General features: G+C 31.4%; 15 protein-coding genes. 4 read left to right on the top strand and 11 right to left on the bottom strand.

What is annotated here, in order from left to right; translation table 11 throughout:
- Positions 1–123: 123 nt before the first annotated feature.
- The 4 genes from BUA82_RS05185 to BUA82_RS05200 form a co-directional block, all read right to left on the bottom strand.
- Positions 124–870: a MurR/RpiR family transcriptional regulator gene (locus BUA82_RS05185; RefSeq protein WP_073005377.1), complete on the bottom strand. Its 747-nt coding sequence runs from the start codon at positions 868–870 to the stop codon at positions 124–126.
- A gap of 116 nt (positions 871–986) precedes the next feature.
- Entirely contained in the window at positions 987–1,793 is an 807-nt protein-coding gene (locus BUA82_RS05190) for a hypothetical protein (protein WP_073005378.1), read from the bottom strand.
- Positions 1,787–2,485, bottom strand: a complete 699-nt coding sequence (locus BUA82_RS05195; RefSeq protein ID WP_073005380.1) for an ABC transporter ATP-binding protein — start codon at positions 2,483–2,485, stop codon at positions 1,787–1,789. Before BUA82_RS05195 ends, BUA82_RS05190 begins: the two co-directional genes overlap by 7 nt.
- A complete protein-coding gene (locus BUA82_RS05200; protein WP_073005382.1) occupies positions 2,482–2,853 on the bottom strand; it encodes a GntR family transcriptional regulator in 372 nt (123 codons plus the stop codon). Before BUA82_RS05200 ends, BUA82_RS05195 begins: the two co-directional genes overlap by 4 nt.
- A gap of 225 nt (positions 2,854–3,078) precedes the next feature.
- On the opposite strand from BUA82_RS05200, the gene sigI reads away from it, so the two are divergent.
- Both sigI and BUA82_RS05210 read left to right on the top strand, forming a co-directional pair.
- Positions 3,079–3,762 (top strand): RNA polymerase sigma-I factor, encoded by a 684-nt coding sequence (gene sigI / locus BUA82_RS05205; RefSeq protein ID WP_073005384.1) that lies wholly within the window; start codon positions 3,079–3,081, stop codon positions 3,760–3,762.
- Complete coding sequence (locus BUA82_RS05210; protein WP_073005385.1) at positions 3,755–4,630, top strand: anti-sigma-I factor RsgI family protein; 876 nt, start codon at positions 3,755–3,757, stop codon at positions 4,628–4,630. The genes sigI and BUA82_RS05210 overlap by 8 nt, the downstream gene beginning before the upstream one ends.
- Positions 4,631–4,959: 329 nt before the next feature.
- On the opposite strand, the gene BUA82_RS05215 is transcribed toward BUA82_RS05210, so the two are convergent.
- The 7 genes from BUA82_RS05215 to BUA82_RS05245 all read right to left on the bottom strand — a co-directional run bounded on the left by BUA82_RS05215 (position 4,960) and on the right by BUA82_RS05245 (position 11,388).
- Positions 4,960–5,601, bottom strand: a complete 642-nt coding sequence (locus BUA82_RS05215) for a hypothetical protein (RefSeq protein ID WP_073005386.1) — start codon at positions 5,599–5,601, stop codon at positions 4,960–4,962.
- 17 nt (positions 5,602–5,618) lie between these two features.
- On the bottom strand, positions 5,619–5,933 hold the full coding sequence (locus BUA82_RS05220) for a hypothetical protein (RefSeq protein WP_073005387.1): 315 nt from the start codon (positions 5,931–5,933) through the stop codon (positions 5,619–5,621).
- Between the two features lie 174 nt (positions 5,934–6,107).
- Complete coding sequence (locus BUA82_RS05225) at positions 6,108–6,824, bottom strand: 2-phosphosulfolactate phosphatase family protein (protein WP_073005388.1); 717 nt, start codon at positions 6,822–6,824, stop codon at positions 6,108–6,110.
- A 1-nt stretch (position 6,825) separates the two neighbouring features.
- Complete coding sequence (locus tag BUA82_RS05230; protein ID WP_073005389.1) at positions 6,826–7,770, bottom strand: PucR family transcriptional regulator; 945 nt, start codon at positions 7,768–7,770, stop codon at positions 6,826–6,828.
- A 15-nt stretch (positions 7,771–7,785) separates the two neighbouring features.
- Positions 7,786–8,895, bottom strand: a complete 1,110-nt coding sequence (locus BUA82_RS05235) for an ABC transporter ATP-binding protein (protein ID WP_073005390.1) — start codon at positions 8,893–8,895, stop codon at positions 7,786–7,788.
- 90 nt (positions 8,896–8,985) lie between these two features.
- Positions 8,986–9,918 (bottom strand): tRNA modification radical SAM protein MnmL/YtqA, encoded by a 933-nt coding sequence (gene mnmL, locus BUA82_RS05240; protein ID WP_073005391.1) that lies wholly within the window; start codon positions 9,916–9,918, stop codon positions 8,986–8,988.
- Between the two features lie 357 nt (positions 9,919–10,275).
- Entirely contained in the window at positions 10,276–11,388 is a 1,113-nt protein-coding gene (locus BUA82_RS05245) for an outer membrane protein assembly factor BamD (protein WP_073005392.1), read from the bottom strand.
- A gap of 138 nt (positions 11,389–11,526) precedes the next feature.
- Here BUA82_RS05245 and BUA82_RS05250 point away from each other — a divergent pair, with 138 nt between their 5' ends.
- Complete coding sequence (locus BUA82_RS05250) at positions 11,527–12,597, top strand: YkvI family membrane protein (RefSeq protein WP_073005393.1); 1,071 nt, start codon at positions 11,527–11,529, stop codon at positions 12,595–12,597.
- A 132-nt stretch (positions 12,598–12,729) separates the two neighbouring features.
- Complete coding sequence (locus BUA82_RS05255) at positions 12,730–13,605, top strand: radical SAM protein (RefSeq protein WP_073006190.1); 876 nt, start codon at positions 12,730–12,732, stop codon at positions 13,603–13,605.
- Positions 13,606–13,631: the final 26 nt, after the last annotated feature.

The following is a 13,631-nucleotide window of genomic DNA, read 5'->3' on the forward strand; positions in this document are numbered from 1 at the left end:
TTATGGCTTAGGTCATCTAAAATGAACTAGGTCATAAAAACAACTCACTTTTATAGGAGAATAATGAAAAACCAATGATTTTTCATCTCTCTTATAAAAGTGAGTTGTTTTTTGTTTTAATTTTTATAAGTTATTTTTATTGAATTCCTTAATGGAATTAACTAATATTTCAATAATAACAAACATTCCTATTCTAGATAAACTATCGTTAAACTTTGTTTCCGTATTATCTGATACACAGTGAAGAGTATAGTCGCTAAGCCTTTCTAATTCATTGTTTCCAAAAGAAGTTATAGATATTATTTTAACCCCTTTTACCTTTGCCACATTAGCTACTTCTAAGATTTTTTCTGTTTTTCCAGATAAAGAAATTAAAATCACTACCTCTTGACTATTTAGAGACTTACTTACTAAGGTAAGCAGATTATAGTCTTCCACAAATATGCACTTTACGCCTATGGTCAAAAGCAAGTGATTAAGGTAAGTTCCTGCAGCTTTGCTGGTTCCTCTAGCAAAGACATATACAGTACTAGCCTTCATAAGTTCCTTTGATATTTTCTTATACTTCTCAATTTCTATTACAGAAAGGGTCTTATCAATATTTTGCTTTATATTATATTGTAGTTCTTCTACAAAGGGTGTATCCATATCTTTACTATCATTGGATTTTAAAAAATACTTGAAATCTGAAAAGCCTTCAAAACCCAATTTCTGAGATAAATTGATTATTACAGTTTTGGAACTGTAGGTTTTTTTAGCTAAATCACTTATCTTCATTTTTGAAACCTCTTCTTGATGTGAGTAGATATATTTAAACACCTTTTGCTCACTGTTGGTTAGATTATTAAACATTTTAGCTAAACTTTCCATTGAATCCCCACTTTCCAAAACTTTGACTTAAATGTTTCACTAACCATATTTTACTATACTAAAGAGAAAAAACAATTATTTTCTTTTAAACTTAAATAAATTTACTTTAAACTATTTTATTCTAAATTTAATTTGTGGGAAAGAATATAATTTGTAATTATAAAGTAAACTACTATAAATATTAAGTTTAGTACTGTTGCTCCAGTAAAGAGTAAATTAAACATATTTCTTGGTGGTACGGTTATAAACCAGGTATTTGGCTTTACAACTGCAGCTATGGAAATAGCAGTTGTAACTATTATCTGTGAAGCGGTATTTAATAACAAGAAGGCTCCAAAGGCTCCTAAAAGCTTATGCTTGCTAATTAATTGACCTATGGCTATGGAGGCATATATCATAAGTGTTCCTCCTATCAATGAAAGTAACATCATTAAACCAATTCGAAGAATAAAATCGTATCCCGCTATACTAAATTCAGCATATATCTCTGACATAGCTATCCTGACAGCCTGTGGAAGTCCTGTGAACATTTCTTTATTTCCCGCTAATATAATGACTGATACTATAGTAAGTATCGTACTAACTATATCCCACATAATTGAAACCATTAATTTAGATATTATGTGAAGCCAAGGTTTTACTGGTAAAGTAAACATTAGATATCCCTCATCTGTAAGCAAATTTTTATAAAAACGCTGTATCATTACCACAAAAGTAAGAACAAATATGGCTATAATAATAAATACATACAGGAACATGGATATACCAGTACTAATATTCATAAAAGTATTAGAGACATTTGTTGAGCTGTTAATTGATATAAATGTTCTATTTATTACTGCAAACACTAGGAGTGCTGCATAAAGAGGTAAAAACATTCTTGCAGTTGCTTTAGTTTCATATTTTAAAAGCTTTCCTAACATCTAAATACCTCCCTAAATAAATCATCCACAGATTTTCCTTTTTCTTCTCTAATTTCATCTACCGCTGCAGACATAACCACATTTCCTTGGTTTATAAATATTACATCATCTAGCACCTTTTCTATATCTGCAATAAGATGAGTAGAAATAACCACCGTTGCATTTTCACTATAATTGCTGATTATAGTATTTAAAATATAATCCCTAGCTGCAGGATCCACTCCCCCTATAGGTTCGTCTAATAAATAAAGCTCTGCCTCCCTGCTCATAACTAGTATCAATTGAACCTTTTCCTTAGTTCCTTTGGACATAGTTTTTAACTTATCCTCAGGGCTAATGTTTAAACGCTTTAACATCTCATAGGCCTTGGAAACATTAAAATTGCTATAAAAATCTTGAAAGAATTTAATAATATCCGAAACCTTCATCCAATCACTTAAATAGCTGCGTTCAGGTAGATAAGATACAATTTTCTTTGTATTAACTCCTGGCTCTTCACCATTGATATAAATACCACCACTGCTGGGCAATAAAAGACCGTTGGCAAGTTTAATTATTGTACTTTTGCCGCTGCCGTTAGGACCAAGAAGCCCTACAATTCTGCCACGACTTATAGACAAATCAATGTTATTTAGTGCATATTTATCTCCATATTTTTTAGTAAGGCCTTTACACTCTAATATCTTGCTCATGCTTCCATCTCCTTTACCATATTCTTCATAATCAAAACCATCTCTTCTTTATCAAAACCTAGCATTTTCATTTTTTCTAGAAATGCAGTTATTTCTTCCAATGCCAAATTATCTTTAACCTTTTTAATCATATCTCTATCCTCCGTAATAAATCTACCACTGGTTCTTTGTGAATATACTAATCCATCCTTCTCCAGCTCTGCTAAAGCCCTCTGCATGGTATTAGGGTTTACTGCAGCTTCTTGTGCAAAGTCACGAACTGATGGCAATTTATCACCGGGTTTATATACTCCTGAAATAATCCTAAGTTTAATTTGTTCTACTAGTTGAGTGTATATAGGTCTATCTGATTGAAATTCCCAGTTCACTATATCACCTCCTTGTATTATTGTACTAATCACTTAATACAATAATACATTTGAAAACTTAACTTGTCAACAAATAAATTAAAATATATTAGTAAATCTTTCCGTGATAAAAAACTTATTCTAACTCTATAAAAACTTAGTTTTTGGTATAATTATAATCAAGTTATATTTTAGTACCCTACAAAATACACGATAAATTACGTAATAAATATAAGGGGTGATTCCATGGAACAAGATCCTCTTCTCATGACTAATAGAGAGAAATTTATAGAAGAAAATAAAGATTTTATATATAAGATTACCTGCAACGTATGTAAAAGGAAACTACAATGGCAAAATGATGACGAATTAAGCATAGCTTTAATAGCTTTTAACAAAGCCTGTGATATCTATAACCAGAATAAAGGTGCTTTCTTACCCTATGCCAAGGTAATTATAAAAAATGCTTTGATAGATTATTTTAGAAAATCTAAAAATACTCCTCACTTAGCATTTTCAACTGAGGAAGAGGCTTTTGATTACATAGACAGCAGGAACTCTTTAATAGAATTTGAAAAACAGCAGGAAAATTTAAGAAGAGCAGAAGAAATCTCATATTTTTCTATGGAATTGTCAAGGTATAAATTAACGCTAGATGACCTTGTTGAAGCTTCTCCTTCTCACCTAGATACTAGAAATACTATTTTAAATATAGCTTTCAGATGTTCAAAGGAAGAAAGCATACTAAAATATATCATTGAAAAGAAAAAGCTTCCCATTAAAGAGATAATGCTATTTACCTCTATGAGCAGGAAGTTTTTAGAAAAGTGGCGAAAATATATCTTAGTTTTAATATTAATTTTAAGCAGCGATGATTACCCTTATATAAGGTCATATTTTAATATAAAAGTAGGTGAAAACCATGAATAAAACTGGCTTAGTATTAAAAACTCATAAGAATACTGCCACATTAGTTACAGCTACCGGAGAATTTGTTAAGGTTACTATCTCTAAAAATCCTCCTAACATAGGAGATACCTACACTGGTGCTGTACAAAAAGAAAAAAGAATCTTAAAGCCCTTTGCTGCCGCTGCAGCTATAGCAATATTTCTTTTATCCAGCGCAGGGGTTTATGCCTATTCCGCCCCGGCAGCTACGGTTGAAGTAACAATTAACCCTTCTATAGAACTTAAATTGAACTACTTCAACAAAATAATAAAATCTATACCTCTTAATGAAGATGGAAGTACTTTATTAAAGAGCATAAATATTAAAAACAAAAACATAGATGAAGCATTAACCTTATTAGTTTCTCAAGCTAAAAAAGATAATTTTATTGACGATGCTTATGTAGAGGAAGGCAAAATAATCTCAGTAAAAATATTATCTAAAAATAAAAATCTAAACATTACTAATTTTGAAAAGTATATAGATAACAATAAACTAAATACAAACATCGATAATAATGGCAAGAAAGTAAAAAAGCAGTTCCCAAAGGAAGAAACTCCTATTAATAATGAAACTAATAAGAAGGATAAACCTTCAACTCCTCCAGAAAATGGTAAGGATAAAGAAAATAAAAACAGCACTACAAATAACAGCTCTCAAAATGATAAAGAAAAAAATACGGAAAATAAATCTAAGGACAATAAAACCAATAATAAAGAAATTAATAAAGATAACAATAATAATAAAAGTAACTATAAAACTAACAATAACAATAATATAAAAAATGATAATAGTAATAAGAAAAATATCACTGGCAAAGGACAAGTCCAAAATACCAAGAAAAAATAAAGGTAATAAAAATGCACCCCAGAGATAAACAGAGGCAATTGCTAGATTTGATTTAACACAAATTTAGATACACACACTCTGAGTGGGGTGTATTCAATTTATCTTTATTAAATTTGTAAAGATGAAGAGCATCCATAGATTTATTGTTACAATCTATGAATGCTCTTCAATAAGGGTTTATGTTGTGATTTAACTATATTAAGTAATTCTTATCTTCAGATGAAATCTGCTTAAAAGGAATGCTTGCTCCCTCTGAAGCTTAGAAGAACTTATATAGGAGTGGTTATCTATAGGATAAATGCACGGGAATTAAATATTTTTATACTTACTTATTCAGCAATATTAACTAAAGCAAGAGCCGCATCTATATCAGCGTTTAGCTGCTTAAGAGCATCTAATCTAGCTTGAAGCTTTGCTATAACTTTATCTAAGGATGCAAGAGCATTATTGAAATCTTTTTTATTTATCTTATCTTGAGTTTCCTCTACATTTTTATTTACATCTTCGGTAGCTTTTACTTCTTCAGTATGAGCTTTAAAGCTCTCTACTTTTTCTAGTAAAGCTTTTAAGTTTTCTTCTGAGATCTCTTTATTTCCTTCTTTAATATCATTAAGCATCGCTTCTAATTTTACTTTTTTATCTTGAATTTGTCTCTTAACCTCAATGGTCTCTTGTTTTATAGCCTTCATGGTTTCATGTTTAGCTTTCATAGCTTCCTTAAAGGCAGCGATTTGCTCTTTCTTTTCATCTCTTTTAATTTCATTAGCTTGTTTCTTTTCTGCACCATTATTTTCTTTTTTAACTTCTTTATCCACTTCATTTTTCTTTTCTTTGACATTTTCTTTTTTCTGCTCTGTAACTACTTTTGCCTTACTATTTTCTTGGGATTTTGAGTTTCCTTTAGCATAAGCTGCTGTAGGAACCAATAATACTACTGATAAAACTAAAGCTAATAATTTACCTTTTTTCATGATAATATCCTCCTAAACTAATTGATTGAGCTTAAATCTATATCTTTAATATCATCTAAGGATTTTAAAGAGCTATTTATACTGTCTATTATAGAATCTAGCTTTTCTTTTTCACTACTATTTACGGGCTTTGAGGTTGTAGATTTTGAACCTTGAGAGCTGTTATCCTTAGTTGCTTCTTTGTTCTCAGAAGCTTTAGAACTACTTTCAGATGAAGTAATACTACTGTCACTTTTAGCACTTTGTCCATTACTGTCTATCTTTCCCTTACTTGTACAACCTGAAAAAGCAAGAATTAAAATAAATGATGTTAATAAAAATAACTTCTTCATAGTACCCTTCTTCCCTCTTTTATGTCTTTACTAATTAATACGGGAAATATAAAACTTTTAAGGGGGTGATCTATAGAAATAATTAAAAGAAAAATAAAAGGTAAAGTAAAAGAGAGCCCTGGGGCTCTCTTTTTAATTTAAGGAATTTGGAAAGGAACAAAGTTATGTTAATTTTTAGAAACTCGCTATTTTAATTTCACCATCTTTAAATTCTGGAACTATAGAAATGATGTCTTTTTTTGTACAGTAAGTTAAATCCTCTTCTAACTGTAAGGATTTTAATACGCTGAAATGTCTTGCATTTTTAATAAAGCTTACTATATCTTTATTGTTTTCATATATATATTTAGCAGTAAAAGCTATATCGGACAAAGCATTCTCCTTATTTGTGCTTAGAAGGCTTATCATATAGCCTGCACAAATAAAATCATCCATAGAAAACTCACCATAAGTGCCTGCATTTACAAAAACCACATCCTTATCCAGGGTTTTAAGTGCTTCTGTTACTGCTTTGGCATTTAGCATGGAGCCTATAAAAATCCTATTGGCTTTAGAAGCTCCTTGTATGGCTCTTGTGCCATTGGTGGTGGTAATAACTACAATTTTGTTCTTAACCTTATCACTGGTATATTCTAAAGGTGAATTGGAAAAATCAAAACCTTCTATCTTTAAGGCTCTTCTTTCTCCCCCTAAAAGGCATGGCTCTACATTATTCTTACGATAATCAAAAGCCTCTTCTACCGTAAGAAAAGGTACAACCTTATTACAGCCATTATTTAAGGCTGTGGTTATAACAGAGGTTGCTCTAAGCATGTCAATAACAACCACTATTTTATTTTCAAGATATTTTTCATTAATATTGTCCGCTGATATTATTATATCTAGCTTCATATTATCTACTCTCCTTCCATATAAGGAAGGCTATAATAAATATAGCTGCTTGTTTAAAATCTCTAATATCATAGCCTGTATCTTTTGATATTTTATCTAATCTATATATAAGAGTATTTCTATGTATATATAGCTTCTTTGCAGCCTCACTAATATTCAATCCACATCTTACAAACTCTTCAATGGTATTTATTATGTCCTGATCAAAGGAACTAAACTTACTTTGAAATCTATCTAAAAGCTCTTTTTTAGCTTTAGGGCTGATATTATATACAGCTTTTTCAAATATCATGCTCTCACTATCAAAAATCTGATCTTTGATATCATATTTTTTACCTATAACTAAACATTCCTTAGCATCCTCATAAGCACTTTTAAGGTTACAAGTACCTTTAGGAACATTTGCATAGCTTATGTAACACTTACTAAATAAGTCGGAAGTTATGGATTCTTTTATACTCTTAGCATGTTCATCCACTTCTTCAAAGCTTCCTATCATAAGGAGACTATCCCTATATATTATAGTAACTGCACTTTCTTCGTCATACAACTGTTTTAAAGCATTTAGCGCTTCATAAAGGCTTCCTTCTACAGATATTAAAAAAAGGGTAGCCTCTTTTAATAAGAAGGGTAGGGTGTTATCTACCACTTCTGTAGCAACACCCGTTCCTTCTAAAATATCAATAATTAACTGTTCTTTAAGATAATAGAGCTCATTATACTTTCTTTCAATAGTATATTTAAGTAATGATGTACATTTTTCATTTTCAATTTCTGTAATAAGCCTTGCACTCTGCTTTCCAAGGGAGATCTGAGTGGTAATACACTGGGATGCTTTAATACCCTCTAAAGAATTAAACATCTCCATTCCCTCCTGGGAAATCAGATTGAACTTAATACCAGTTTCACTGCTTAATTCCTGCAAAAACCCATTGAAATTGTACATCAATTATTCCTCCTATTATAGTACAGTTAGTTCTGTTTCTTTATCGAATATGTGTAGCTTATCTGTGAAAAGTGCTAATTTAGCTTTATCCCCAGCTTTTAATGCAGTACTACCATTAACTCTGGAAGTAAGGTTTGATTTACCCTTAGATAGATAAATATAGCTTTCTGCACCCATTAATTCAGTTACTTCAACATCTGCTTCTATTACGGCATTAGGATGCGCTTCAATATACTCAGCTTTTGTAGTTAAGTGTTCTGGTCTTATACCTAGTATAACTTCTTTTCCCACATAGCCTTTTTCTTTTAATAAAGCTGCTTTATCAGCAGGAACTTCTACAGTGTCATCTCCAAATATTACAAATAGCTTTCCTTCTTTTTCTTCAAGCTTGGAGTCAACAAAGTTCATTTGTGGACTTCCTATGAAACCTGCAACGAAAAGATTTGTTGGATGTTCGTAAATATTTTGTGGTGAATCCACTTGTTGAATAATACCATCTCTCATAACAACTATTCTTGTTCCAAGAGTCATAGCTTCTGTTTGGTCATGGGTAACATATATAAATGTAGTTTGTAATCTTTGATGAAGTTTTGCTATTTCAGTTCTCATTTGAACCCTTAGCTTAGCATCAAGGTTAGAAAGAGGTTCGTCCATAAGGAAAACCTTAGGATTTCTAACAATAGCTCTTCCCATAGCAACCCTTTGTCTTTGTCCACCTGATAGAGCCTTTGGCTTTCTATCAAGTAGGTGTTCTATATCAAGTATTCTTGCAGCTTCTTTAACTTTTCTTTCTATTTCGTCCTTTGGAGTTTTTCTTAGTTTTAATCCAAAAGCCATATTGTCATAAACGCTCATATGTGGATAAAGTGCATAGTTTTGGAATACCATTGCTATATCTCTATCTTTTGGAGCTACGTCGTTAACTACTTTTTCTCCTATTTGAAGAGTTCCTTCGCTGATTTCTTCTAATCCAGCGATCATTCTTAAAGTTGTAGATTTACCGCATCCTGATGGTCCTACAAATACGATAAACTCCTTATCAGATATATCTAAGTTAAAATCCTTTACCGCTGTAACATTACCAGGATATACTTTATAAATATGTTCTAATGATAAACTTGCCATTTTTAGTTCCTCCCTCGAGTTTATTACACTTATTATTGTAACCGTTTCAAGGAAGGTATTCCATACGCAAAATTCCCAAAGTTATAAGTTTTAATTTGTAGAAAAGTACAAACCTTGATACCAATGATTATCTTTAAGGCAATTATCAATAGCATTTAATATTTCCCATTTATTTAAACTCCACATAGGGCCTATAAGAATATCTCTAGGAGCATCCCCTGTAAGCCTGTGAATCACCATATTCTGTGGAAGAAGGGTTATAGCCTTACATATAACATTTATATACTGTTCTCGTGTCATAAACTTCAATCTACCTTTTTTATACAAATTCACCATAGGAGTATCTTCCATAAGATGCAGAAGGTGAAACTTTACCCCTTGTATGGGAAGTTTGGATATATACTTTACAGTATTTATCATATCCTCTTCACCTTCTTCTGGCAAGCCAAAAATAGTATGAACCACCACTGCTATATTCCTCTTATGAAGCTTTTCTACAGCTTTTTCAAAAACCTCAAGGTTATAACCTCTATTTATAAGCTTTGCTGTACTATCTTTGGAAGTTTGGAGTCCAAGCTCCACCCAAAGATAAACTTTGTTATTTATCTCTTCTAAAAGGTCTAGGACTTCATCTCCCAAACAATCTGGCCTAGTGGCTATGGCTATAGCTACTACTCCTTCTTGTTCTATGGCTTCATTATATTTTTTCTTTAAAACCTCTACTGGAGCATAAGTATTGGTATAAGCCTGAAAATAAGCTATGTATTTTCCTTGCTTCCACTTTTTGTTCATCATATCCTTTATATCATGAAACTGCTTATTTATAGAAAAACATCTTTCCCCTGCAAAATCCCCAGAGCCTCGTTCGCTACAAAATATGCATCCTCCATGGCTTATAGTGCCGTCTCTATTGGGGCAACTAAATCCAGCATCCAAAGATATCTTAAATACCTTTTCTCCAAATTTTTCTCTAAGAAAATAATTAAGGCTTTTATATCTTTTATCCCCCCAGGATTTATCCATATAAATTAAATTCCTTTCAATTAAAATAGGCAAGAGCTAAGAAAATAGGTAAAAGGTAAGAGGTAAGAAGTAAGAGTTAAGGATAAAACTCATAGAGTTTTTTTATAATTGAGTTTATCAACTAATCTGTGTAAGTTTTTTGTTCTTTTGTTTACCCATGAAGATTTATCACCGGTATTGCTGTATTTTAGAGTTTATAATTAGTTATAATTCTTAACTATTCCTTCTTACCTTATATCTCTTACTTTTATCTTTTATCTTTTATCTTTTATCTTTTATCTCTTATCTTTTATCTCTTACCTCTTACTTATTACTTATTACTTCTTATCTCTTACTTCTTACCTCTTACATTATATACTATAATTTTTTAACTTTAAACTTTTCTAGATCTACTTGATATTTACCAACAGCAGGATCCTGAAGATCTTGACCTTTTTTAGCTTTTACTTCAAAGGTCATAACATTTTTGTCAAAGCTTACAAAGACCACATCATATTTATCTGATGGATATTTTTTATCAATATCTAATTCCACTAAATTCCCATTATCTGTTTCATAAAGATTTAAACTGCTTCCTTTATCCTTTTCAGTAAATTCAACCATAATAACTTTTTCGTCTCGTGAAAATACCATATAATCAACCTTAGCATTTTTTAATATGTCCAATGATAAAATTTTTTGTCCTATGGGCTTTTCCATACTGATATCCTCGCCTTGCTGTCCACCTACATCCTGTGGTCCTCCTTGTTGTCCCCCTTGCTGTCCTCCAGCACCTCCACCTTGAGCGCCAGCAGCGGTTTGAAGACTATCATCTATACCTACAATGCCTATAAAGGAATCTTCATTGAAGGTAGATATGGCAATTTTTTCTCCACTATAAGAAAAATTCACTGCAGTAAATTCCTTGTTTGGTATAGGTACCTTATTAAAATTAGCCTTATTACTTTTGGGATACATTTCTCTAGGAAGGCGGTGAAGCCTTATTATAGGGCTGCTCTTTACATCATCTTTTCTCCTTTGGCGGAGAGATTTTCCTTCTACATAAGCCTCTTTTTCATTTTCAGACTTAACCTCTGAAATTTTGTAGTCTGTTCCTTCTTTTATTATTTTAATGCTGCAATTATCTAAATCTGATCTCGCTTCTCCTTTAACCACCCTAGTAACCCTATATCTAACCAATATACTTTCTCCTACTTCATTTAATGTGTCTTGATTAAATCCTACAATTCTTAAATCTCCCGGCCTAAAGTCTTGGTTTTTATCTTTTAAACTTTTTGAATAAAGCTTACTGGCATTTTCATAATCTTCCTTTGCCAACAAGTTTAAATAATTTTCTGCTACTGTGAGAGCAACCTTAGTGTTAAATTTATTTGAGCTACTTGTTTCATTTTTTTCTTCATTGCCTTTTCCACAGGCTGGAAGTATACACAACATTATAGCTATGAGAAAAAATGTAATGATTCTTTTCAAATTTCTCACTCCCAATCAAATTATTATCTTTTTCAAATCTAATTACTACTATTATTTATTAAAGTTCTTATTAATAAACATAAAAATAAAGAGTTATTTATATATTTAGTAACAGAAAGCTTATGAGGAGGAAAAAAGTTGCAAAAAGAAATTTCAAAAACCTTTCAAGTAGCGGCTGTGTTTATAGGCACTATTGTAGGTGCCGGTCTCGCTTCTGGTAAAGAAATAACTCAATTTTTTACATCCTATGGATATAAGAGTTTTATAGGCATAATTCTTACAGGAGTATTTTATATTTATATGTGCTCTATTATTGGAAGGCTAAGCATCAAATACAATTTAAATTCTTATTCTGAAGTCATTACATTAGTTAATAGTAAAAGAACTAGAGGCTCTTTGGGTTCTATAGTGGGTAAGCTGACTTCAGGCATTACCACTTTATATATTTTAAGTAGTGCTTCTATAATACTGGCTGGAAGCGGATCCCTTTTTCATCAATACTTTGGCATACCAAAGATTATAGGAACGTTGATCATGGCTTTTCTTGCTATTCTTGCATTATGGAAGGAAACGGAAGGTCTTATAGGAATTAATACTATAATAGTACCTTCGCTGATAATAGTTATTGTAACCATTTTAATTTTGTATATTTTATTTTATAAAGATATTATAACCATGGGTAACCTTCAAAGCTTACCAGCAAAAAAGTCTAATTGGTTTATTTCTTGCATTTTATATTCAGGTTATAACATACTGTGCTGTACTGGAGTAATAGTCCCCTTAAGCAGAGAGATGAAAAACACTAGAACCGTAACCTTAGGTATAATACTAGGTTCTATAGCTTTAACAATTTTATGCTTATTTATAAATTTAATGCTGATGTTAAATCAGCCTTATATATACAATTATGAAATACCTCTCCTTTATATAGCCAACAGATTTGGAAGTGCCATTCAAATAATGCTGCTTATTATAATTTGGCTGGAGATGTTCTCCACTGAAGTATCAGATATTTACAGCATAAGTAAAAGCCTTCAGCAATCTGCTAATATTTCTTTTAAAAAAAATATATTTATAGTTCTCGCTATAGCTTTACCCATTTCACAAATAGGCTTTACAAACTTAATAAGTATCTTATACCCCATCTTTGGACTGCTTAGTTTGATTTTTATTGCCCAATGTTTATTCTTTTATTATTCCCATGAATAATAAAAGAATTCAATGGAAGCAATATAGGTTTCCGTAATATTTATGTAGACATAGTTTACTCTTTGTTATATATTTTATTTGTATTTACGGAGACTTTGAATTAGAGGTGAACAGACTTTGTCTAATGAATATATGCTTGAAAATTGTAGACTTTGCGCTAGAAACTGTGGGGTGAATAGGCTTAAAGGCCAGATAGGCTATTGCCGCAGCTCAAAAAACTTAAAAATTGCCAGAGCAGCCCTTCATTTTTGGGAGGAACCTTGTATTTCCGGTGAAAAGGGTTCTGGTACTGTATTCTTTTCTTCCTGTAGCCTTGGATGTGTTTTTTGTCAGAATCATTGCATAAGTCAAGGAGATATGGGTAAAGAAATAACCATAGAGAGGCTTTCTGAAATATTTATTGAGCTTCAGGAACAAGGAGCTATGAACATAAACTTGGTAACTCCTACGCATTTTGTCCCTCAAATAATAGAATCTATTGATATAGCTAAAAATAACGGTTTAAATCTGCCTATAGTTTATAATACCAGCAGCTACGACAATCTAGAAACTATAAAAGCCTTAAAAGGCTATGTAGATATATATCTTCCAGACTTAAAATATTTTGATGATAAGTATGCTATAAAATACTCTAAAGTTAAAAACTATTTTCATATAGCTACGGGGGCTATAAAAGAGATGGTTAAACAGGTGGGAGAGCCAGCCTTTAACAATGATGGCATTATGGAAAAAGGGGTTATTATAAGGCATATGATGTTGCCCGGCCTTTTATTTGACTCAAAAAAGATAGTAGATTATGTCTATAACAAATATAGTGATAGAGTGTATTTAAGCTTAATGAATCAATACACCCCTTATAATAAAGTTTCTGAATATCCTGAAATAAACAAGCCCTTAAATCAAAAACATTATGAAGCCCTTATAGATTATGCTTTGAATTTAGGGGTTGTAAATGGCTTCATCCAAGATGAAGGTACATGTTCTCAATCTTTTATACCTCAATGGTAGAAATAAGCCTCTAAGTCAAATCTTTC

It is taken from the genome of Clostridium amylolyticum, assembly GCF_900142075.1.
Classification (GTDB): Bacteria; Bacillota; Clostridia; order Clostridiales; family Clostridiaceae; genus Clostridium_AA; species Clostridium_AA amylolyticum.